This is a genomic window from Staphylococcus sp. HMSC06C11 (assembly GCF_001808345.1).
Taxonomy (GTDB): domain Bacteria; phylum Bacillota; class Bacilli; order Staphylococcales; family Staphylococcaceae; genus Staphylococcus; species Staphylococcus capitis.
Window position 1 is genome coordinate 60,789 of the sequence record NZ_KV793030.1, and the last position, 22,918, is coordinate 83,706.

Sequence of the window (22,918 nt, forward strand, 5' to 3'; positions counted from 1 at the left end):
GTCATTCGTAAGTTTTTGTTTTTTACTTATCAAATTTTTTGATTTAGAATAATTTCAAGTGTTAAAGAGTACACTTAATTAAGTTTTTTTAGGAGAGTGAGTAATAAGTGCAATTTTTAGACTTTCTCATCGCACTATTACCAGCCCTGTTTTGGGGTAGTGTTGTAATTATAAATGTGTTTGTAGGTGGTGGACCCTACAATCAAATCCGTGGAACGACTTTAGGTACTCTAATTGTCGGTATCGGTTTACTATTAACTGGTAATGCTGCTTTTGATAATTTAACAGTTATTATTGTAGGTTTAATCTCTGGTGCGCTTTGGGCCTTTGGTCAAGGTAATCAGTTAAAATCTGTTAACTTAATAGGCGTTTCAAAGACGATGCCTATTTCTACAGGAATGCAACTTGTTGGTACTACTCTATTTAGTGCCATTTTCTTAGGAGAATGGAGTACCATGGTTCAAGTTGTAATGGGCCTCATCGCAATGGTTTTACTAGTGGTTGGTATTGCTCTAACATCACTTAAAGCTAAAAATGAAGGCACATCCAATAATCCAGAATTCAAAAAAGCAATGGGTATCTTGCTTATTTCAACTATTGGTTACGTAGGCTATGTTGTTCTTGGAGATATTTTCGGAGTCAGTGGTACTGATGCCCTATTCTTCCAATCAATCGGTATGGCCATCGGTGGATTTATTCTCTCTATGAATCATCAAACTTCTATTAAATCTACTGCATTGAATTTAATACCTGGTGTAGTATGGGGTATTGGTAACTTATTTATGTTCTACTCACAACCTAAAGTTGGTGTAGCCACAAGCTTCTCATTATCACAATTACTTGTTATCGTTTCTACTTTAGGTGGTATCTTTATTTTAGGTGAGAAAAAAGATCGTCGCCAAATGATTGGTATATGGTCAGGTATCGTTGTGATAATCATCGCATCAATTATTCTAGGTAACTTGAAATAAAACGTTAGGGGGACGTAAAATGTTTAAAGAATTAGAAAATAAAGTAGTTGTTATTACTGGAGCTGGTAGTGGTATTGGTAAATCATTTGCCGAAAACTTTGGGAAAGCTAAATCTAAAGTAGTATTAAACTATCGCTCTGATCGTCATTTAGATGAAATAGATGAACTAAAAAATACGATTCAAAATGCTGGCGGACAAGCTATTGCAGTTCAAGGTGATGTTGCTGTAGAAGAAGATGTTAAAAATCTTGTTCAATCAGCAGTTGATCAATTTGGTACATTAGATATTATGATTAACAATGCTGGTTTTGAAAAACCAATCCCAACACATGAAATGTCTAATGCTGAATGGCAAAAAGTCATAGATATTAACTTAACAGGTGCATTTACAGGTTCTCGTGAGGCGATTAATCAATTTCTTAAAGAAAATAAAAAAGGTGTCATAATCAATACCTCAAGCGTTCATGACACAATCCCTTGGCCTAACTATGTTAATTACGCTGCAAGTAAAGGCGGATTAAAGTTAATGATGGAAACTATGTCAATGGAATATGCTCAGTATGGTATTCGTATCAATAATATTTCTCCAGGCGCCATTGTCACTGAACATACTCGAGAAAAATTTTCTGATCCTAAAACACGTGAAGAAACGTTAGAAATGATCCCAGCACGTGAAATTGGTGAAGCTCAAGATATTTCAAACGTCGCATTATTTTTAGCCTCTGATTTAGCAAGCTATATTCATGGTACAACTATTTATGTTGACGGTGGTATGACTAATTATCCAGCATTTATGGGTGGTAAAGGATAACCCTTTTAAAATTCACACTCAAAAAAGCATGCGAAGACTTTTTATAAGTCATTCGCATGCTTTTTTCATACATTGCTATTAGATTTTATTTTTCAAAAATGAATGAACAAACAACTAAACAAAAAGTGCTTGATAAACATATAGAATAACAATACTAATTATTATAGTTAAGTTAGTGACCATCCCTACAAATGGCAACGTCTTATACTTAAATTGAATGGAGTAAGGTATGATAGCTACACCTACTGGTAAGAGCCATGTAATTAATAACGTCGTCTTAATCATTGGATCTGATACCGGTAAAAAGAAATGTACAAGTGTTCCTGCTACAATAGCTAATCCATAATGTAAGCAAAGATACTTAATGGTTACAGGTAAGTATTCTCTATCAATGCTAAAGCTCAACATAACACCTAGTAATATCATAGATAATGGCATATTAGCTTTAGAAAGAATGCTGAAGAAGTCTATAGCTGGCTTCCATATATGAATATTAGACATATTTAGTGTAAACATAACGATATATGTTACTAATGGTACAGACTGAATCAATTTCTTCCCTAAAAATTTAAAATTGAATTGGTCTCCACCTTCACTGAAATAACTTCCCACAAAGTATGTCAAACCGAACATAATCATTGCCCCACCAATATCAGCCATTCCAAAATATACCATACCCTTTTCTGGCCAAATAGCATTAACTAAAGGATACGCGAACAGACCGATATTCATTGAACCTGTCATCATTCCTACAGAACCACGCATTTGGTTACTATACTTCCTAAAGAACCATATCACAATGATTTTGGCAACAATACCATAGACTATCATCATGATTGGTAAGATTGAGAATGACATATTTAGGTCAGCACTATTTAAGTTAACGATGACAAGAGAAGGTAATGTGACGTTTAATACAAGCGTTGAAAGAACTTGACTATCAGTTGCTTTTAAATAATTAATGCGCTTAAGAAAATAACCGAGCGCAATAAGTAATATAATCATGACAAATTGTTCAGTCACATCTATACCTTCTTTCTCTGGATTTTCATTTTTACAGTTGATAACTTTAACATATTTCTCACAATTTTTAGAAGCGTCTTGTTTCGTGATATAATCTAATTTAAATATAGTTACTAAACAATTTCAATGATAAAAGGAGATTTGTTTCTATGGATTTAGAATCTAAATTAACAGAACTAAAATATGATTATGTACGATTACAAAATGATTTAGATAAAAAGGAATCGCTTAATCAAAATGTTGATCCACTACTAAAACAGCTAGAAGATATTGAACAACAAATTTCTGACATTCGAGCTAAAATGAATGAGTAATTTAATGGTAGACAGAAATTTAAAATTTAGTTATTACAAATTAAATGTTAGACATAAATGAGAACAAGACTTTTCTTTAATCATTTATTGACAATGAGCATATTCAAATTAACTTACATATGAATTATCAAACATCCTAGTCATCAATTTTTGAACGTGCTAATATATAATTCGTAAAAGAAAGGATGTCCCAGATGCAATTTTATCTAATTTTGTTGCCCATTTTATACTTAATTGTCGCATATATTAGTATTTTTAAAATGCACTCGATTTTCACGAGAATTTTAAGAATTATTATGGGTATTTTATTATTGTTCGTCGTTGCGATTACGACGCTACAATTTCCGAAAGAAAATTGGTGGGTATTTATCGTGTTATTACTCCTAGTTGGTAACATTGAGGTTACAGGCTTTAAAGAACTTAAAGGCGATAAAAAAGGTGTTAACATTTTAAATATCATTTCAATTATTTTGATAGTAATTTATGTAATTTTAACGCTATTTTTATATTAAAAAATATGAAAATCGACTTAGGCTATAATATGAGGATGCCTAAGTCGATTTTTTCTATTTATTATTCCATTTTCTAGAAAGTTTATTCTTTAGGGTGAACAAGATTTCGTAAATAACTGGAACGACGATGAGTGTCAATATTGTTGAAGAAACTAAACCGCCTATTACAGTAGCTGCCAATCCTTTTGAAATAAGAATTGAACTATCTTGACCAAATAATAATGGAATTAATGCACCAATTGTTGCTATTGCAGTCATTAAAATAGGTCTGATACGAGTGCCACCCGCTTCAATCAATGCTTCTTTCATTTCCAAACCATTTTTCTCATTGTTTATTACTCGGTCAATTAAGACAATTGCGTTAGTTACCACAATACCTATAAGCATCAACATACCAATTAAACTTGGTACGGAAATTGTTTCGCCAGTTATAACAAGAGCCAATACAACACCTACAACAGTAAATGGTAATGAGAAGAGTATTGTAAATGGAGCTAGGCCACCTTTGAAAGTAATGACAAGTATTAAATAAACAATAATAATAGCAGCTAACATAGCTATAGCTAATTGAGACATCGCCGTATTAATATCATCTGTCGCACCACCAACATTCATTTTAACGTTGTTCGGTTTATGAATGTCATTTAGTTGAGACATGACTTCGCGAGACTTACCTCCGACATCTTTATCAGAAACTTTACCTGTCACAGTCGTTGCATAGTCTCCATCTTCTTGCGTTAACTTACTTGGTGTCGTAGTTTTCTGTAATGAAGCTATTTTACTTAATTTAATTGTTCCACCTGTTGGTTTTTTCAATTCTATATTATTCAGTTTCTTCGGAGACCAATCGGTTTGCTTATTCTGTTTAACTTTAACATCAATTTTCTTGCCTTTATCTTTAACTGTAGTAATTGTCTTTTCAGGCAAGTTCTCATTAAGATTCATAGCTAATTGACTTGCCGAAATACCATTATCTGCAGCCTTATTCTGATCTACTTTAATTTCATATTGATCATATGTTTGTGATAAATCGGATTTAACATTTACGATACCATCAATATTTTTCATTTTCTTCTCGATATTTTCAACCGTATCTTTAATTGCTTCTGGTGAAGGACCTTTTACAGTCACTTCTATTGAATCATTACCTGCACCAGTTCCTAAATCCTGATTTTTCCAATCTCCTGGTTGCTTAAACGTCTCAATGTGTTTAAGCACTTTATCTGGTTCCTCATCAAAGTGAGGTGTATTTGAATCATATTTAACCATAATTGCCATACTATTTGTGCTACCTGTTGGATCTTGAGGTGTCGGTCCTCCAACAGAATATTGTACGGTTTGAACTTTATCTTTACTATCTAAGTATTTTTGTACTTCCTTCGCATGATTTAAAACTGACTTTTCAGTTTCGCCGGGTTTGGGCGTATAAGTTAATGCTAAGAATTTATTATCCCCAGATGAAATATAGCTTGTTCCTAATGTTGTCGCACCTAAACCAATACTACCAATCAGAATCACTATACTAATCACAATGACTATCCATTTATGATTGAGTGACCATTTTAGTATTCGTCTATATTCTTTGCTAATCACACCTAAACCTTCACGCTGACGCTTCGTTTTCACACCTTTTCTGAAAAGTGTAGAACCTAAAGCCGGCACAACTGTAATGGAAACAAGGAGTGACGCTAAAAGACTAAATGTGATTGCCAGCGCAAATGGTCTAAACATTTCACCGACGGAACCTGATACAAAGACAAGTGGTAAAAATACGACAATTGTCACTAAAGTAGAGGACATGATAGGTTTAAATACTTCAGTTGTCGCATTTATTATTAAATTTTCACCTTTCATTGTCTCATTGGAATCTGATAGTCTACGATAAATATTTTCAACTACGACGATAGAGTCATCAATCACACGTCCTATTGCGACAGTTAATGCACCTAATGTCAAAATATTTAATGATACATTACTTAACTTTAAAGCCACCATAGCTATTAGAATGGACAATGGGATTGATACTACTGAAATAGCTGTTGTTCTAATATTACGTAAGAATAGAAGAATTACTATAATAGCGACAATCGTACCTAAAGCTGCTTTTTCTACCATGGTATAAAGGGAATCTTCAATGGGTTTAGCTGTATCCATCGTCTTCGTTGACGTCATACCCTTATTATTCTTAACAAATTCATCTACTTTTTTCTGAACTTCTTTGGCAACTTGAACAGTATTAGCATCTTGAGATTTCATAATTTGTAAGTTAACTGCGTCTTTACCATTCGTTTTAGATATTGAAGTTCGATTATCTCCTACAGAAACGTCAGCTAAGTCTTTTAAGCTTACTGATGGCATTTTCCCATTACTACTTGCCATTTTTGATCCTGATTGCGAAGAGTTGGAATTTTCTTTAGGCATTAAGCTCTCATTATCAGAAGCGCTATTATTATTAGAATCATCACTACTTTGATTGCCTTGTCCTGCTATAGATAAAGGAATCTTTAGATTTTTTAAAGCATTAACTGATTTAAATTGACCGTCAACGACAAGCGATTTATCAGTTTTACCAAATTGGAATAACCCTAACGGTGTTTCACGAGTAGCAGTTTTTATGTAATTTTCGACATCATCAGCAGTTAACCCTTTATCATCTAAAGCATCTTGCTTAAATTTCAGTGTTACTTCACGATTAGTTTGACCATTTAATTGAGCATTTTGAACACCATTAATCGTTTGTAATTTAGGGATAAGTTGTTGATTAAGCTCTTTAGTTACATCTTTTAAGTCATGTTTATTACTTGTAAATGAATATGCAACGATTGGGAAGGCATCCATAGAGTTTCGAGTTAATTCCGGATCTCCCACTCCGTCTTTAAATTTAATTTTATCAATTTCTTTTTTTAGTTGTTCTTCAGCTTTATCCATATCTGTGCCATCATTATATTCAACTGTTACAATTGATGCATTCTGTATGGATTCTGTCTTCACACTCTTTACATAAGCCAAGGAACGTACTTGATTATCTATTTTCCTACTAATTTCATCTTCAGTTGATTGAGGGGTAGCACCAGGCATAGTAGTTTGAACAGAAATCATCGGATTCTCAACATCTGGTAAAAGTTCGAGTTTTAATTTTGCACTCGAATAAATTCCGCCTAAGATGACTAAAACAACCATTAAAAATATAGCGAATTTATTACCTAGCGAGAACTGTAATAACTTTTTAATCATTCTAGTATTCCCTTCTATATTAAAAATTATATTTAGTAAAAAAATCTGAACGATCTAGTTGAGTCACAGAAGCGTTCAGATTTTTGTTGCATTATTTACCTTTTAGTTTACGTGATAATTTAATCTTAGCCTTAGTTAAACGAGGTTTTACTTGTTCAATCAATTGATATAGCGGTTGATTAAGGACATAATCAAATTCACCTATTTTTTCACTTAAATATGTGCCCCAAACACGCTTAAATGCCCATAATCCATAATGTTCTGAATCTTTATCTGGATTATTATCAGTTCCACCAAAATCATACGTGGTAGCACCGTGCTCTCGAGCATACTTCATCATTTCGAATTGCATATGATGATTTGGTAAGAAATCACGGAAATCATTTGAAGAGGCACCATATAGATAATATGACTTATTACCTGCGAACATCAATAATGCACCCGATAAATAGATGCCATTTGGATGTTCTTTTTCAAGCTCTGTTAAATTCACTTTTAGTTCATGCGTTTTCTTAATTTTATTTTCAGCATCGTTTATTTTATTTAATGTTTTTTTGTCTTGCTTTTTTTGTTGTAGCTTTTCTTTTTCTTTTGAAAGATTATCTAAGTCTTTATTAACTTGTTCTAAAACTGGCTTAGGTTCTAATTTCACTAAGAAAAGTTCTGCATCTCCATCTTCATGTAATGCATCATAAATATTTTCAAAGTAACTAATATCACGCGTTAAGAACCCATCTCGTTTACCTGTAATTTTCATCAAATTAGCGAAAGTTTTTAAGCCCTCACGTCCAGTACGTTCAACTTTAGTACCTCGTTTAAGTGCTAAACGTACTTTAGAACGATTGCGTCGTTCAAAACTTTGGATAAGTTCATCGTCAGATTTATCGATAGGCGTAATCATTGTCATTCTAGGTTGGATATAATCCTTTGATAATCCTTCTTTGAACCCTTTATGTTTAAATCCTAAATCACGAAGGTTTTTTAAAGCCTCTGCGCCTTTATCAACCTCAACGTCAGGATCAATTTTGATTGCATAAGCTTTCTCTTCTTTAGCTACCTGTTTAGCAATTTCCAACAGTGTCTCTAAAGCTTCTTTATTATTATAATCAGTTACAAAACCTCTTGATATATAGCATAAAGTGAATGGTAATTTAGGTATTTTTTTGAATAGTAATTGTCCTACACCTTTAATTTCACCATTTTCACCAACCGCAATTCGTCTTGAGTACCATCCAGTTAATTTCTTAGTATCTGCCCATTTAGATAATTGCAGTAAGTCGCCATTTGGATGAGATTTTACAAATGCGTCATGTTCTTGATTAGTGATATTCATCTTTTCCATGCTTTATAATATCTCCTTTATTTTACAGTAATTTTAATTATACATCCTAACCTTGATACTGTCGATTAAGGACGTTATAAACCTTTTAGTTATGTCTATACAGTGTTGCTTGTTATAATGATGATTATTATTAGATAAAGAGGTTTTCTTAATGAGAAAAGTCATTCTATTCTTATTTATCATTTTAAACTTAATAGCTATTATAACATCGTTAGCTCAACCACTCACTGTATCAAATTTTAGTTTGAGAGTAATGTTTGTAGCATTATCATTTGTTTTATCTATTTTCTTCTCACTTATAAGAACATCTCGTTTTGACACCATTTTAAGTATGATTTCAGTAATCATTGCATTCATTCACATTGCAATCATTGCTCAAAGTACTTATGAATACCTATATTAATTTATAGGTTCAAAGCGATATTTTGCACCTCTAATTATTATAGAATATGGTGATGTGGCTTCTGAATCTTTAATTACTAGAGTGTGATAGCCCGGGTCTTTTCCATCTTCAATTCTAAAAAGGATATCATCATCCGCTAAAATGAGGTCAGTATACGTATCAGTTTCATCTACAACTTTCATGTCATACCATTTGATCCAATTGTCTACTGTTAAGTTGCGTTTTTCACTACTCACAACAAGCGTTTCTATTGAAAATTGCTTCTGATACAAGTCTTTTAAACTTTCATTTTTATATGCTTCACTCTCATCCCATTGAATGAAGAATGGAGGTTTAACATTATAGCTAGGATCTGCTATATATAAAAGTTGCCATCCTACTTTATCCCCTTTTTTATTTTCCCTTTCCATACGAACAGGTCCTATGACATCAATATTTTTCTTTTGTAAAGTTGCTTTAACTTCTTCTATGTTTTTAGTTCGCAAACAAATTGTCTTGAACCCTTGATTAAAGTCATCTTGGGCTATTTTAGTAGCAAATGAGACACGTCCCTCTTCTGTTTTAGCTACTTTCTTAAGTTTTTCTTTATCTTCAACATCTAACAATTCAATATAATTACCATTAATATAAGATAACTGGTTATACGTACCAAATTGATGATGTTTCCCACCATTATGTAACTTTAATAATTTCCCAGGAAATTCAAATTGATTGAGTTGATTAATGTAATGAATAATGTGATCAAACTTAAGCTCCATCAACCTTCCCCCTCTACCTATAATTAATTTTTATTTTAACAAAAAGTGTGCCATTTTACTTTAAATATCTAAAAGAATAAAAAGGTATTGCAATATTCATATATTAGTCATATAATATTTCTTGCGTTCAAAAAGGTTAGCTAAGCTAACTAAATATCATGAATGAGGTGCTATTAATGTTAAACAATGCTTTCTTCAATAGTTTTATAGGTGTATACAGACCATACACAAAATTAACTCAACCGATTTTAGATAAACATGATATTCATACTGGGCAATGGCTTGTTTTAAGAGACATAGCAAATTTTCAACCAACTACATTAGTAAAAATTTCTAATCGACGCTCTATCGAAAAACCAACTACTCGTAAAATAGTTAAAGTACTCCTTGATAATAAATGGATTAGTACAGAACAAGGTAGTGATAAGAGAGAGAAATTACTAAGACTAACCACTGAAGGACAAGCCTTGTTTGAAACTATAAATAAAGAAATTTCGGTAATACAAAAAGATATTATAAAGAAAGTAGGCTTAACAGAAGCACAACTAACAGAAATTACAAAAGTTATGTCTCAAATACATGAGACACTTATTAAGGAGGAAAAATAATGAACGAAGCGATACCTACTAAAGATCCCATATTTACTAAAAGCTTTAATCTCAATTTTGTAATTAACTTTTTCGTATATTTATGTATGTATCTTTTGATAGTAGTCATAGCTGGTTATAGTAAAACAGAATTTCATGCTTCTGATTCACTTGCTGGGCTGGTCGTAGGTTTATTCATAGTTGGCTCACTTATTGGACGATTTATCACAGGAAAATACGTTAACTCTTTTGGGCCAAAAAAGATACTCATTTTCGGATTAATTTGTTTAATCATTACTCAATTACTTTACTTCATTCCGGGTTCAGTGTGGTTCTTGATGATAGTAAGATTACTTAACGGTATTGCTACTGCAATCGCTACTACCGCAACAGGTACCATTGCTGCTTACGTGACACCACCTACACGTAAAAGTGAAGGAATTAGTTTATTTTCTTTAAGCTTAGTTTTGGGTACAGCGATTGGTCCTTTCTTCGGCATGTTGCTAATGAATTCATTTTCAATTCAAATTCTATTTATGATTTGTGTAATATTAGGAGTATTGAGTGGTTTACTATCACTCTTTATAAAAATTGATTTTAAAACTGTTGCATCTAAAAATGATACGTCTAATCGAAAAGCATTTAGTTTGGGGAATTTTATCGCAAAAGAAGCAATTCCTGTTGCGATTGTCATGATGTTAATTGGTGTCACATACGCTGCGATTCTCACTTACTTACAAGCATTTGCAGTTGAGAGAAACTTAGTAACTGCCGCAAGTTACTTCTTTATATTTTATGCAGTGGCCTCACTTGTGACACGCCCAATTGCAGGTCGATTAATGGATGATAAAAATGAAAATGTAGTTGTTTATCCTGCATTTATTTTCTTAATCATAAGTTTTGCAATGTTAATGTTTAGTTTTGATGGCTGGGTATTACTCATTGCTGGTATTGCATTAGGTATCGGGTATGGTAACTTATCTTCCTCAATGCAAGCCATTGCAATTAAAGTATCACCTTCAACGAAGTACGGTTTAGCTACATCAACTTATTTTATTGGTTTAGATATCGGTATTGGCTTCGGACCATCATTCCTAGGCCTTTTCACACATATGATTACTTATAGTCAATTATATGGCATTATGGCATTATTAGGCATAATTACGTTATTTATTTATTTTGTAGTTCATGGTCGTAATGTTAAGCATCAATCGATTTAATAGGTTTTAAACTATAAAAGCGCCTATCCCTTATATTTTGGGATAGGCGCTTAATCTATTAATTAGCAATACTAATTGTTTCAATTTCACCAGTCATTTTATCTAATAATTTCTTTTGTTTAGCATCAAAGAAATAGAATACTTGTCTTTCATCTGTTTCAGAACGTAATTTAGAAATTAACTCTTTTTTGTAAATCTTTCTTATAATTACATCAATTTTACTTGTATCCCATAACATTTCAAAATGTAATGTATCACGGAGTTCTTTACCACTAATCTTAGTATCTGCATAAACTTTGTATAAAACCACAAATTCTTCAATCGAAATGCGATAAGTCGTCTTTAACCAATGTTTAAGTTGACTTAATTCTCTTTCAGATGCGATAAAACGTTGTACTTTGTTACTCATAATAAAATGCCTCCTAATGTTGATTCTTAGATGTTATGTTTGCATTATAAAATTCAATTGCTTAACTTTATTATATAACAAAGTTTGCATTTAATCTATTACAAATATTAAAATAGCGTCTAAATCTTGTTAAGAATTTAAACATTTTAAACAATCAGTTATATATTGAAAGGCATATAAAATATCTAAATAGATTTTGCTATAGCTATGTTACATAATTAAACGCTTTAAAATATAAACATTTAAAATTAAAACAACACACAATAGTTAATTTGAAGCTATATGGCGAAAATCGCCAGACTCTAAAAAGTTTGGCGACATAAAATGAGGAGTTAATAAGGAATTCCAATCTTTTTTGACTAGATACAGTTTTCTATGAAATACTCTGTTGGTCTGGCTACTATCCTCCGATATAATTCATATTTATTTTTTTACGTTTGCGATTAGCAACAGTTTGTTCTGTTCGTTCATCAGAATATCGGTCATCTCGAATATGCCACAGCGCTTTGAATTGTTCTTTTAATTCTTCATCTGTTGCTCCAGATCTCATGAATGATTTAACGTTAAATCCATCCACAGTAGCAAATAAACATCCGTAAAATTTACCATCTGATGAGAGTCGTGCTCGAGTACATGTAGAACAGAATGATTGAGACACACTAGTTATCAAACCAAACTTCGCTCCGTTATCACTATGCCTATAATATTTAGCAACTTCTCCAAAATATTTAGGTTCTAGTGGCTCAATATTAAAATGTTCTTCAATCATATTTAGCATTTCATCTTTGGTAACAACTTTACTAAAATCCCAACCATTGTCATTACCAACATCCATAAATTCTATAAATCGAATTTCAATCTGCTTATCTTTAAAATAGTCTATCATTGGTATGATTTGGTCATCATTCACACCTTTTTGTATGACGACATTCACTTTAACGTGAAATCCGATTGAAACTGCATAGTCTATTTGTTCTAAAATAGTAGAAGCTTTAATATTACGGTTATTAATTGCTTGGAAAACCTCATCGTCAATCGCATCTAAACTTACATTAATGCGACGGAGTCCTGCATTATAGAGATTTTGGCCATGTTTCTTTAAAAGCAAGCCATTTGTCGTTAAGCCAATATCCTCAATACCCTCAATCTCATTGAGCTGTTCAATCAATTGATATAAATTACGACGTAATAAAGGTTCGCCTCCAGTAATTCTAATCTTTTTGACACCTAATTCAGCATAAATACGTGAGATACGAGTCATTTCTTCAAAAGTTAGTAGCTCTTCTTTAGGTAAAAAGACAAAATCATCTCCAAATATCTCTTTAGGCATACAATAATCACACCTAAAGTTACATCTATCTGTGACAGATAACCTTATATCACGTATAGGGCGGCCTAATTTATCTTTAATTTGCTCTACTACCATATTTGGGCCTCCTTAATTTCTTATCTTCGTTTTTAGAGAGTCCAAGTCTTGCTGATAGTTAATATTGTCGTACCAATAATGAGGAGAATGAATTTCAGAAACGTCTAACCAGTCAGTGGATAATTGATTGTACACATGTCGCAAACTATAGTCATCTGATTGCAAAGCTGCCTCTATCGTTTTCAATGCATGCGGACTATAAAAGGCAATCGTGGGTATTTTTGTTTCTGCATCTTTAAAAGCCGCAATATCTAGGTGATCCTCAATGAGATGAGAAATCATAAACTGATATAATCCACTTATAGCTTTACTTGTAATCATAGGTGTATCAACTGAAACTACAAAAAATAATTCCTCATCTGAATATTGTTTCATTACTGAATAAATTCCTGCTAATGGACCCTTATTTCTACTATTATTATCGTCAATAACAACATTTTGATGTTCAAATAAAGGCGCTAATTGTTCATTGGTGCTAATAATAACCTCGTTAAACATATTTGTTGAAGTCAAAGTGTTTATGATTTTTTTATAAAATGGTTGCCCTTCTATTTCTGCAAATGCTTTAGGTTTACCAAAGCGTTCAGAATGACCACCTGCTAATATCATTGCTTTCACTAAACTTAACCTCCACTAACTGGTGGAATAAGTGCTACAGTATCTTGAGGTTGTACAATATCATCTTTTCTGACAAACTCCTCATTCACTGCGACTTGAAATTTTTTACTTTCAATTTCCGGATGTTGTTCAAACAGATATGCTTCAAATTCTTGAACTGTCATCGTTTTTTGAGTATCTATCTCTTCAGATGATTGATTCAAAATTTCTTTCAATTCTGCGAAGTAAAGTACTTTCATAATATTCTCCCCCTCTTCGCTTCTTGATGGGTACCCTTTTGGTGGCCTTGCCACTCTTCACCATCTTCCCAAATTTCTTTTTTCCATATAGGAACAATTTCTTTTATGCGTTCAATTGCATACTCATTTGCTTGATAAGCATCTTTTCTATGTGGTGAAGATACCGCTATAAGCACTGCGATATCAGAAATTTGTAACGGTCCGATACGATGCACAATTGTAGTTATCGTGCCGGGCCAACGTTGCTTAATTTCATCGCCAATTTGGGCTAGTTTCTTCTCTGCCATAGGAGTATAAGCTTCATATTCTAGATATTCTGTTCGAACTCCCTTTGTCCATTCTCTAACATGACCAGTAAAAACCACAACTGCACCTTGATGTTCATTAAGTGTGTAATCTCTGTATAGCTCAGTTTGAATCGGTTCAGTCACGATTTCAAATTGCTTCATTAATTTTTCAATCCTTCTATCTTAATCAATTCTAACAATGCAATCTCAAATTTTTCATAAACATTTGATTCGTTCAAATTGATAGTGAAACATACATTGGTTAGCTTAGATAACATTTCTAAGTCGCTATCATCTCTATATACAACAACTTTTTTGAACGGTTCTTCTTTAAAACCTTCTACCAAGATGATATTACAATCAATTGTAACAGATTCTTTAATAATATCAGTAAGATTCTGTTTACTTATACGTGTTACTGTTTGTTGAAATGTTTCACCTTGTACAATGCTTTGATCAGCGCCTGCATTAAAATGTTTCATATGATCAACATCATCATTTTGCAGTGTAATATCATTACCCAAATGGCCATGATGTTTAATTGTCGCTACAGTAAATCCTTTTTCTTTTAGAAATGAAACCGCATGTGCCATTAAAGTTGTCTTTCCTGAATTTTTATATCCTACAATTTGTATAATCACAACAACAATTCCTCTTCAAACGCATTGGATTCTGTAAGTATTACATCCACCGTGTGCCCTGCTTTGAATCCTCGTGTTCCACTAGGTAACATAATCATCGCATTGGCATGTGCAATCGCTACAACAGCACCTGATTTATTAAAACCTGAAGGGACAACTGTAGTACCTGAAGGTGTTAAAGTCGCTTTAGCTCTGATAAAACGAGTAAAAGGATTAGGCTTAGTAAAATCTTCCATAAGTGTCGCTTTGATTATTTGAGGATAACACTCACTTGCGCCTATCAATTTATTAACAGCTGGTTTAACGTATAATTCAAAACCAGTAAAACAAGCTGAAGGATTCCCAGATAAACCAAATAAATATTGTCCATTACTAAATGCGACTGTTGTAACACTTCCTGATCTTTGAGCAACCTTATTAAATAAGACATTTGCATCTATCGCTTTATATATTTCTGGTAGATAATCGAAATCACCTACTGACACACCACCTGTAGTAATGACGATATCATGTTGAGATAAAGCATCTTTAACTACTTGAATGCTACTTTCCAGATTATCCTGTTGTAATTGATATGTGCCTACTTCTAAACCAATTTTTTTAGCTAACGCTTTAATCATAGGTCCGTTTGAATTTCTAATCTTACCAGGTTCTAATTCATCTTCTACATCTAACAACTCACTACCTGTCGCTATAATTGCTACACTTGGTTTAATCGTTACAGGAACTTGTGTATAGCCATACGTTGCTAATACTGCAATCGCACCAGGATTAATATGTTGTCCTTTTTTAAGTACGATATCTCCAGTTGTCGTTTCTTCGCCTTTTAGTGATATATTTTCAAGATGATCAAACGGCTTACGTATAGTAAAAGTTGATTCAGATTCAATAGTTTGTTCAAACATCACAACTGCATCAGCACCCTCTGGTATTTGCGCACCAGTCATAATACGAACCGCTTGATTTTTCCCTAAAGTCTTAGTTGAGACTGAACCCGCTCCTATATGATCGATAACCTCAAATTCAATGCGATGTTCACCGCTAGCATCTTTAGAATCTTCACTACGTATGGCGAACCCATCATATGGTGACTTATTAAAACGTGGAATATCATACGTTGCAACAATATCTTCTGCAAGAACATGCCCCAAACTTTCATCTAAATCCACTTTCGTAGTACGAATCGACACATTTTGTTTCATTATGCGAGAAATCGCTTCTTTTACTGGAATAGGATTTCTTTTTTCAACTGGCATATTTTCATCTCCAAAAATAAATTATTTTCATGATATACTAAATCCTGCTAGGAGGAATAGTATGAATAACTTTACACATATAAACGAACAAGGGAACGCTAAGATGGTTGATGTTTCTGACAAAGAAGTAACTAAACGTCAAGCACGTGCCCATTCAAGTATTACTGTAAATGAAACGATTTATAGGCAAATTATCGATAATACTAATAAAAAAGGTAATGTACTCAATACTGCACAAATAGCAGGAATTATGGCTGCTAAAAACACATCTACAATTATACCTATGTGCCATCCTTTACCTCTAACAGGTATAGATGTCAATTTTGAATGGGATACATCTCAAACACCTCATTATATATTGAATATCACTGCAATTGTTTCAACAACTGGTAAAACGGGCGTTGAAATGGAAGCACTCACTGCCGCATCAGCAACAGCTTTAACTGTTTATGATATGACTAAAGCAGTCGATAAAGGGATGGTCATTGGTCAAACCTATTTAGAATCTAAGTCTGGTGGTAAGTCTGGTGACTATCAAAGAAAAGTATGAGAAATACATTCATGTCATGATTGTTGATTGAAATAAGGGATGGTAATGTAAATCAATGTAGTTTACCTGCTATCCCTAAATCTTTATTCACTATTATTTCGTTAATTCATGAACAAGGTGATTTAATTCAGGTTTAATTAGTTTTTCAATTGCAAGTTTGACTGCCCCAGTTGATCCAGGTAAAGCAAAGATTAATTTATCTTTTGCTGTGCCTCCAATAGCGCGTGATAATAATGCGCGTGTACCCACATCCTCTGTGTAACTTAAATAACGAAATAATTCTCCAAATCCTTCTAATTCTTTAGTTAATAATGGTCTTACCGCTTCAATCGTAACATCTCTTTGAGAAATACCAGTACCACCTGTTGTAATAATGACATCTAAATTTTCATTGTCTTCTAACCATTGTTTTATCTGTAATGTAATTGCATTTTTATCATCTTTAACAATCTTATAATGGTGTTCTTCTATACTTACATTAATCTCTTTTAGAAGTGATTGAACTAATTGCCCGCCTTTATCACTATCGAAATCCCTTGTGTCAGAAACAGTTAGTAATGCTACATTAATATTTCTTTCTAATTGAACATGTTCATGTTGATGATTGTTCATGATAATTCACTCCTTTATTATCCAAACAATTGATTAATTAATTGTATCGCTTGTTGAGGTTGAGTCATATTATGAATAAGGAACCTACCTCCATTGAATGCAACAATACGATGACCCCTAAATTTAAAAATAGTCATATAATGATTCGTGCGATAATGTATATGATGCTGTTCTAGAAAGGTAGTAAGTATTTCCTGAGAAATATTTTTATTCTTATACTGTACTGTATCTCGCCCACAAAGTGTGGCATAATTTTGGCGTTCCTGATTTAAATATGGAAAATGAGGGCGACTACCGCATGTCGGGCATCGATCTTGATGCATTTTACTAAACCCAATCCTATAATGATCACCTTCCCATATATCTCCATAAGTCAACTGAGGCTTAATATCATGACCTGTTAGCAACTTTAATGCGTCTTTTAATTGAAGACTTGTAGTCATAGTCACCGCAGGTTGAATCACGCCTACAGTATCACATGTTAAATTTACTGAAGGCAATTGAGGCATAAGACAATTAAAACAAGGTGTTTGTTCTGGGATAAATGTAGCCTCGGCGTAAGTACTTTGAACTACTCCACCATATATCCAAGGAATATGATGCTTATAAGCGAAATCATTGATTAATTGTCTTGTATCGAAATTATCAGTCGCATCAAGTATTAAATCTACTTCTTTACCATGTTGTTCTAAAAAAGGATAATCCACATGTTCTATCCATGCCTCAATAACGACATCATTACGTATTTGAATTAGCCTGTTCTTTGCAGCTATCACTTTAGGTAATGCTTCATGTGCGTCATTTTCTGTGTAAAGTGTTTGTCTTTGCAAGTTACTATATTCAATATAATCTCTATCAACTATAGTTAATTTACCAATGCCTGCTCTAACTAACCCTTCTGCCAAGTGCGTACCCAATGCGCCCATTCCAATAATAAGGCCATGTTGATTTTCAATCTTTCTATGTCCTTCTTGCCCAATATGTTTAAATAACATTTGCCTAGAATAACGTTCTTGATTCATATTGGTTATCCTCTCATCAATATTTGTTTCTATTATAATGTCTATTTTTGTAAGTAACAAAATTTATACACACAAACACCTCTCCCATTACAGAAAGAGGTGCTAATGTTCATTTATTCATTGCCAATATTTACAATTTCGTGTGCCATCTTCTTAGCTTCATAATTTGAATGTGTAACAAAAATAATAGGTATCTTCCACTCATCAAATATCTTTTGGACCAGTGCGATACTCTCATCCTTCGTCGCATCATCTAAACTTGAGAAAGGCTCATCAAGTAATATCAAATCAGGCTTCGTACTTAATGAACGTGCTAATGCAACACGTTGCGCTTCTCCACCAGATAAAGTCATTGGATATTGAGTAACTAAGTGAGAAATGTTTAGTGTCTGAATTAAATTATTTATATGCTCAGATGGTTCAGTCATAAAAGTGATATTTTTATACACGTTCATATTTGGAAAAAGCTGATAATCTTGAAATAGATATCCAACATTACGTTGTTGAATTTTGACATTAATTTTATTTTCCGTATCAGTCAAGATACGATTATTCACTTTAATTAGTGCTCGGTCAGCTTTCTTTAAACCAGCTATGATATTTAGTACAGTAGTTTTACCTATTCCCGACGGACCTCGAATGGCATATATTTTAGGGATTTTATCATTAATGTCGACACGGATATTGATATCCTTTAGTAAGTATTCTAATTGAATCTTCAACATCTAATCGACCTCCCTATATTTATCATGATTGATTAAATTAATCGTAGTAATAACGACTACAGAAAAGGCGACTAGAACGAGTACCCATAGCCAAGCTTCATTTTCCTTACCTTGTTCAACTAAGAAATAAATTTCAAGCGACAACGTATTTGTCTTATTAGGAATATATCCAGCCACCATTAACGTCGCACCGAACTCACCAATCGCGCGAGCAAAGCTCATCATAATGCCTGCTAATATAGAACGTTTGGATAAAGGTAATATCAATTTGAAAAATATTTTAGTTTCGCTTGCACCCATTGTACGCGCAGTGTTTAGCATTTTCTTATCTATCATTCTAAATCCACCAATTGTATGTTGATACATTAGAGGAAAACTAACAATGACAGATGCAAGTACTGCACCTGTCAAAGTAAAAACTACTGGTAAGTGTAGAATATTGGTGAGGAACTGACCTATAGGTCCTCTTGTTGAAAAAACTATTAATAATATAAAACCAAGTACTGTAGGTGGAAGTACTATTGGTAATATTATAAAACTTTCAAGGATTTTTACCCAATGCCCTTTTTTATTATATAACCATTTGGAAACAAATATTCCTAAAATTGTTACAATGATTGTACTTGTAATCGCGACACGTAATGATATCCAAAATGATGTTAAATCAGGCATAGTTTAATACTCCTTAAGCCGAGAATTGGTATTCTTTAAGAATTTTTTTAGCTTTATCAGATTTTAAGAATTTCATCCATTCTTTAGCTAGTTTCTTCTCAGAAGTTGCACCAGCTTTATAAGTGATTGGTTTACTTAATTTAACTTGTTCAATCTCTTTTACTTTATCGGTCTTTTTCTTTTGATTGTATAAGTCAGTTTTATATACAAAACCTTCTTGCGCATTACCTTTTTCAACATAATTCAATACTTGTTTAACGTCTTTGGCATTAATGATTTTATCTTTTACTGAATTATATAAATTATTATCTTCTAAATATTGTTTAGCGTACTTACCTGCTGGTACAGTTTTCACTTCACCTAAAGCAAGTTTATCACCATCTTTTAAATCTTTAACTGATTTATAATTCTTATCCTTGTCACCAATTAATACAAGTTTATTTTTAGCATAATTATATGTATCATGCGCTTTCTTCTTGTCTTTTAATTGATCCACATCTTTAGTGTTTGCAGACATAAATACATCTACAGGAGCACCTGTTTCAATTTGTTGTCTTAACGCACCAGAACCACCGTAATTAAATTTAATATCAGCGTTTTTGTGATCCTTTTTAAATTCTTTCGCAAGTGCTTTACTAACATCAGTTAAACTCGCTGCAGCAGAGATTTGTAATTCTTGCTTTTTACTATTATCAGACGAGCTTTCATCTTTTTTATCACTATCTTTACTACTATTGCTAGAGTTCGAACATCCTGCTAATACTAGACACAGAACTAACATAGCAACTAAAAAATGTTTTATTTTCATAAACTAATCCCTCCACTCTATTTACATTATACTCTGAAGGAGAATCTTGAAAAGTCCTTTTTTGAAAAATAATTACATTTAATAGAACATTTGAGTGAGCATTTTCTTTTATAGCTCTTACATTAATTATTAAAAAGTTTACATAAACAAAAGCATTTAAATTTTTAATATTTAGCATTATGATTGTATTATGACTAAAATGGGGAGCAAAACAAGATGAATAATGATGTTTCGAGTAATCAATCAATTATAAGATATGAAAACGGGCAATTATTTGAAACCGAAGACTTTTATGTTACAGAATTCCCTTTAACTATCATGGTTAACGGCGAAGAATTTGCTACTATTATTTGTAGCCCAACCAATATGGAAGAACTTGTACTAGGATTTCTCGCTTCAGAGGGAGCCATTCTAAAGAGAGACGAATTAAAATCAATTCAAATTGATGATAGTAAAGGCTTTGCTCATGTAGAATTAACTAAATCATTGGGAGATCGTTTTGAATATTCTACGAAACGTATGATTGCCTCATGTTGCGGGAAAAGTCGTGAGTTTTACTTTCATAATGATGCCGCCATTGCTAAAACTTCGATGTCTAAAATCGAATTACATCCTCAACAGATTTTAAGGATGATGACTCAACTTCAAAGTGCTAGTGTAATATTCAAACAAACCGGCGGCTTACACAACGCAGCAATTAGTGATGGTAATACCTTTTTTGAACATAGACAAGATATTGGACGTCATAATGCACTTGATAAGTTATATGGTTATTGTATACAAAGACATATTTCGGTAAGAGATAAGGTATTAATATTTAGCGGTCGTATTTCTTCTGAAATATTAATTAAAGCAGCAAAAATTGGCGTAGGTGTGATACTTTCTAAATCAGCCCCAACAACATTAGCTGTGCAATTAGCGAAAGACTTAAACATTACAGCAATTGGATTTATTAGAGATGGTAACTTTAATATTTATAGCCATCCAGAACGTATAAAAGGCTAGTGAAATATAGGAAATTTGTTTTTCCTAAATTCACTAGCCTTTTTATTAGATGTTTTCTTTTAAAATTTGATACCTAAAACCCAAATATGTATAACCTTGCTTTATGTACATATCCTTAGCTGTATCTTCACCATCTGCGACAAGAATTACTGGATTGGTTTTAGCTAATTTACCGACGTGCGATTGAATTGATGAACCAATAGCGTTATGTCTGTATTGCTCCATCACACCTAATCCATCTATTTCCACCGTATGTGATGTAATAATTAAATCAACAATTCCAACAGGCTTTTTCCCTAAGTACGCAATTAACCTATTTTTTTCATCTGACAAGAAGCATTCCTTGATTTGCTTTGCACTTTCTTTGGCATACTGTTCTCCAAAAGGTAGAGCAAAGTAGTTATGAATATATACATAATCATCAATGTTTTGCTTTGTCACTTGCTGAATTATCACTTGATTATTTTGAGGCAATTGCCTTAGTTCATTAGCCTCTATTGCATACAATTCCAAAATACCTAGTTCAAAACCTTGTAGTCTAATAATATCTAACCATTGTTTACTAAGAACTTCATTTTCAGGAAAATAAAACGACAAATGATTTGAACCTTGTTTAAGATGATATTCCTGTTGTTCTTTCAAATCTTCTGTCCATTGACTTATTGTGGGCATTTTTTTATAGATCCATGTATTACTATCAAATTTAAGTGGATGTCCCGGCGTTAAATAAATGATTTTACGGTTGTCTTCTGAATATTTCACACCATCGACATAGATATCATTTAACGTGATGTGATTCATAGATTTCTACCTCGCAAAGTTTGATATATATTAATGTTATTGTATCAAACTTTTAAAACGAGTGTGATTTAAGATGGTCGCACCAATCAAGCTAGATATAATAGCTTTAATAATATCTCCAGGCATAAATGTAAATGATAGTAAAAATGCCTTAGAAATCGGTATATGTATAATGAATCCCATAATGATAGTACCGATGATATCTAAAGCTAGAACCCCGATAATTAATGTAGTGACGAAGAGTATAAGGAAATTAATTTTCCCATAATAACGGTCTCTAATTAATCCAATAAAGTAAGCTATAAATGGATATAAAAATAGGAATCCTGCTGATGGGCCAACAAATACACCTATTCCTCCACGTCCTCCGGATAAAACTGGTAAACCTGTGGCAACTAATAATAAAAAGACAATCACACTCAATGCGCCCATTTTACGCCCTAATATGATCCCAGCTAAAAAGATACCAATGTTCTGTAACACAATTGGTACCGGCATAAACGGTAAAGGCACACCAGGTACTAATCCTAAAATGCAAATAATGGCAGTCATCAAAGCTGTAAAAACTAAATTCTTTGTACTCACTTGTTCATCCTCCTTACATGAGAATGATTATAACACCAATGTAAACTTTAATAAATAAAAAGTTTACATATCCCGAAATTATTAATT

27 protein-coding genes are annotated in these 22,918 nt (G+C 32.7%); 9 read left to right on the top strand and 18 right to left on the bottom strand.

Features of this window, described 5'->3' with window-relative positions:
- Positions 1-107: 107 nt before the first annotated feature.
- Positions 108-971 carry a GRP family sugar transporter gene (locus HMPREF3154_RS00370; RefSeq protein ID WP_002432856.1) on the top strand — a complete coding sequence of 288 codons (864 nt, stop codon included), beginning with the start codon at positions 108-110 and terminating at the stop codon, positions 969-971.
- Positions 972-990: 19 nt separating this feature from the next.
- Positions 991-1,782: a glucose 1-dehydrogenase gene (locus HMPREF3154_RS00375; protein ID WP_002469711.1), complete on the top strand. Its 792-nt coding sequence runs from the start codon at positions 991-993 to the stop codon at positions 1,780-1,782.
- Between the two features lie 114 nt (positions 1,783-1,896).
- Here HMPREF3154_RS00375 and HMPREF3154_RS00380 read toward each other — a convergent pair whose 3' ends face one another.
- On the bottom strand, positions 1,897-2,805 hold the full coding sequence (locus HMPREF3154_RS00380; RefSeq protein ID WP_002432674.1) for an AEC family transporter: 909 nt from the start codon (positions 2,803-2,805) through the stop codon (positions 1,897-1,899).
- Between the two features lie 149 nt (positions 2,806-2,954).
- Between HMPREF3154_RS00380 and HMPREF3154_RS11475 the strand changes: the two genes are divergently transcribed.
- Entirely contained in the window at positions 2,955-3,119 is a 165-nt protein-coding gene (locus HMPREF3154_RS11475) for an SE1832 family protein (protein WP_002432795.1), read from the top strand.
- 194 nt (positions 3,120-3,313) lie between these two features.
- Positions 3,314-3,631, top strand: coding sequence for a membrane stabilizing protein MspA (gene mspA / locus HMPREF3154_RS00385; protein ID WP_002432960.1), 318 nt, complete (start codon positions 3,314-3,316; stop codon positions 3,629-3,631).
- Positions 3,632-3,685: 54 nt separating this feature from the next.
- On the opposite strand, the gene HMPREF3154_RS00390 is transcribed toward mspA, so the two are convergent.
- Both HMPREF3154_RS00390 and HMPREF3154_RS00395 read right to left on the bottom strand, forming a co-directional pair.
- Complete coding sequence (locus HMPREF3154_RS00390) at positions 3,686-6,865, bottom strand: efflux RND transporter permease subunit (protein ID WP_030056889.1); 3,180 nt, start codon at positions 6,863-6,865, stop codon at positions 3,686-3,688.
- A 91-nt stretch (positions 6,866-6,956) separates the two neighbouring features.
- The gene (locus tag HMPREF3154_RS00395) at positions 6,957-8,207 is read right to left on the bottom strand and encodes a lipid II:glycine glycyltransferase FemX (protein ID WP_023351304.1); all 1,251 of its coding nucleotides are present in this window, start codon (positions 8,205-8,207) and stop codon (positions 6,957-6,959) included.
- A gap of 151 nt (positions 8,208-8,358) precedes the next feature.
- On the opposite strand from HMPREF3154_RS00395, the gene HMPREF3154_RS00400 reads away from it, so the two are divergent.
- The gene (locus tag HMPREF3154_RS00400; protein ID WP_023351303.1) at positions 8,359-8,610 is read left to right on the top strand and encodes a hypothetical protein; all 252 of its coding nucleotides are present in this window, start codon (positions 8,359-8,361) and stop codon (positions 8,608-8,610) included.
- On the opposite strand, the gene HMPREF3154_RS00405 is transcribed toward HMPREF3154_RS00400, so the two are convergent.
- Entirely contained in the window at positions 8,607-9,368 is a 762-nt protein-coding gene (locus HMPREF3154_RS00405; RefSeq protein WP_002432523.1) for a VOC family protein, read from the bottom strand. The genes HMPREF3154_RS00400 and HMPREF3154_RS00405 overlap by 4 nt on opposite strands.
- Before the next feature lie 167 nt (positions 9,369-9,535).
- Between HMPREF3154_RS00405 and HMPREF3154_RS00410 the strand changes: the two genes are divergently transcribed.
- Both HMPREF3154_RS00410 and HMPREF3154_RS00415 read left to right on the top strand, forming a co-directional pair.
- The gene (locus HMPREF3154_RS00410) at positions 9,536-9,976 is read left to right on the top strand and encodes a MarR family winged helix-turn-helix transcriptional regulator (protein ID WP_030056887.1); all 441 of its coding nucleotides are present in this window, start codon (positions 9,536-9,538) and stop codon (positions 9,974-9,976) included.
- Positions 9,976-11,175, top strand: coding sequence for an MFS transporter (locus HMPREF3154_RS00415; protein WP_002432900.1), 1,200 nt, complete (start codon positions 9,976-9,978; stop codon positions 11,173-11,175). The genes HMPREF3154_RS00410 and HMPREF3154_RS00415 overlap by 1 nt, the downstream gene beginning before the upstream one ends.
- 58 nt (positions 11,176-11,233) lie before the next feature.
- On the opposite strand, the gene HMPREF3154_RS00420 is transcribed toward HMPREF3154_RS00415, so the two are convergent.
- From HMPREF3154_RS00420 to glp, 7 genes are all read right to left on the bottom strand, one after another.
- On the bottom strand, positions 11,234-11,584 hold the full coding sequence (locus HMPREF3154_RS00420; RefSeq protein WP_002432752.1) for a SarA family transcriptional regulator: 351 nt from the start codon (positions 11,582-11,584) through the stop codon (positions 11,234-11,236).
- 400 nt (positions 11,585-11,984) lie between these two features.
- Complete coding sequence (gene moaA, locus HMPREF3154_RS00425; RefSeq protein WP_002432710.1) at positions 11,985-13,010, bottom strand: GTP 3',8-cyclase MoaA; 1,026 nt, start codon at positions 13,008-13,010, stop codon at positions 11,985-11,987.
- 12 nt (positions 13,011-13,022) lie between these two features.
- Positions 13,023-13,628, bottom strand: a complete 606-nt coding sequence (mobA, locus tag HMPREF3154_RS00430) for a molybdenum cofactor guanylyltransferase MobA (protein ID WP_002432559.1) — start codon at positions 13,626-13,628, stop codon at positions 13,023-13,025.
- A 5-nt stretch (positions 13,629-13,633) separates the two neighbouring features.
- The gene (gene moaD, locus HMPREF3154_RS00435; RefSeq protein ID WP_002432537.1) at positions 13,634-13,867 is read right to left on the bottom strand and encodes a molybdopterin converting factor subunit 1; all 234 of its coding nucleotides are present in this window, start codon (positions 13,865-13,867) and stop codon (positions 13,634-13,636) included.
- On the bottom strand, positions 13,864-14,316 hold the full coding sequence (locus HMPREF3154_RS00440) for a molybdenum cofactor biosynthesis protein MoaE (RefSeq protein ID WP_002432736.1): 453 nt from the start codon (positions 14,314-14,316) through the stop codon (positions 13,864-13,866). The genes moaD and HMPREF3154_RS00440 overlap by 4 nt, the downstream gene beginning before the upstream one ends.
- Positions 14,316-14,795: a molybdopterin-guanine dinucleotide biosynthesis protein B gene (gene mobB / locus HMPREF3154_RS00445; protein WP_002432705.1), complete on the bottom strand. Its 480-nt coding sequence runs from the start codon at positions 14,793-14,795 to the stop codon at positions 14,316-14,318. Before mobB ends, HMPREF3154_RS00440 begins: the two co-directional genes overlap by 1 nt.
- Complete coding sequence (gene glp, locus HMPREF3154_RS00450) at positions 14,792-16,051, bottom strand: molybdopterin molybdotransferase MoeA (RefSeq protein WP_070474217.1); 1,260 nt, start codon at positions 16,049-16,051, stop codon at positions 14,792-14,794. The genes mobB and glp overlap by 4 nt, the downstream gene beginning before the upstream one ends.
- Before the next feature lie 61 nt (positions 16,052-16,112).
- Between glp and moaC the strand changes: the two genes are divergently transcribed.
- Positions 16,113-16,601 (top strand): cyclic pyranopterin monophosphate synthase MoaC, encoded by a 489-nt coding sequence (gene moaC, locus HMPREF3154_RS00455; RefSeq protein WP_002432275.1) that lies wholly within the window; start codon positions 16,113-16,115, stop codon positions 16,599-16,601.
- 93 nt (positions 16,602-16,694) lie between these two features.
- Here moaC and HMPREF3154_RS00460 read toward each other — a convergent pair whose 3' ends face one another.
- The 5 genes from HMPREF3154_RS00460 to modA all read right to left on the bottom strand — a co-directional run bounded on the left by HMPREF3154_RS00460 (position 16,695) and on the right by modA (position 20,440).
- A complete protein-coding gene (locus HMPREF3154_RS00460; RefSeq protein WP_023351299.1) occupies positions 16,695-17,213 on the bottom strand; it encodes a MogA/MoaB family molybdenum cofactor biosynthesis protein in 519 nt (172 codons plus the stop codon).
- A gap of 17 nt (positions 17,214-17,230) precedes the next feature.
- Complete coding sequence (locus tag HMPREF3154_RS00465; RefSeq protein ID WP_023351298.1) at positions 17,231-18,235, bottom strand: ThiF family adenylyltransferase; 1,005 nt, start codon at positions 18,233-18,235, stop codon at positions 17,231-17,233.
- A 113-nt stretch (positions 18,236-18,348) separates the two neighbouring features.
- Positions 18,349-18,960, bottom strand: a complete 612-nt coding sequence (locus tag HMPREF3154_RS00470) for an ATP-binding cassette domain-containing protein (protein WP_049326489.1) — start codon at positions 18,958-18,960, stop codon at positions 18,349-18,351.
- Positions 18,961-19,632 (bottom strand): molybdate ABC transporter permease subunit, encoded by a 672-nt coding sequence (modB, locus tag HMPREF3154_RS00475; protein ID WP_070474220.1) that lies wholly within the window; start codon positions 19,630-19,632, stop codon positions 18,961-18,963.
- Positions 19,633-19,645: 13 nt separating this feature from the next.
- Positions 19,646-20,440 carry a molybdate ABC transporter substrate-binding protein gene (modA, locus tag HMPREF3154_RS00480; RefSeq protein ID WP_002432765.1) on the bottom strand — a complete coding sequence of 265 codons (795 nt, stop codon included), beginning with the start codon at positions 20,438-20,440 and terminating at the stop codon, positions 19,646-19,648.
- Positions 20,441-20,656: 216 nt separating this feature from the next.
- Here modA and fdhD point away from each other — a divergent pair, with 216 nt between their 5' ends.
- Positions 20,657-21,445: a formate dehydrogenase accessory sulfurtransferase FdhD gene (gene fdhD, locus HMPREF3154_RS00485; RefSeq protein WP_002432564.1), complete on the top strand. Its 789-nt coding sequence runs from the start codon at positions 20,657-20,659 to the stop codon at positions 21,443-21,445.
- Positions 21,446-21,490: 45 nt separating this feature from the next.
- Here the strand turns inward: fdhD and HMPREF3154_RS00490 are convergent, their stop codons facing one another.
- Entirely contained in the window at positions 21,491-22,246 is a 756-nt protein-coding gene (locus HMPREF3154_RS00490; RefSeq protein ID WP_023351294.1) for a GNAT family N-acetyltransferase, read from the bottom strand.
- 36 nt (positions 22,247-22,282) lie between these two features.
- Entirely contained in the window at positions 22,283-22,831 is a 549-nt protein-coding gene (locus HMPREF3154_RS00495) for a biotin transporter BioY (RefSeq protein WP_023351293.1), read from the bottom strand.
- Positions 22,832-22,918 lie beyond the last annotated feature (87 nt).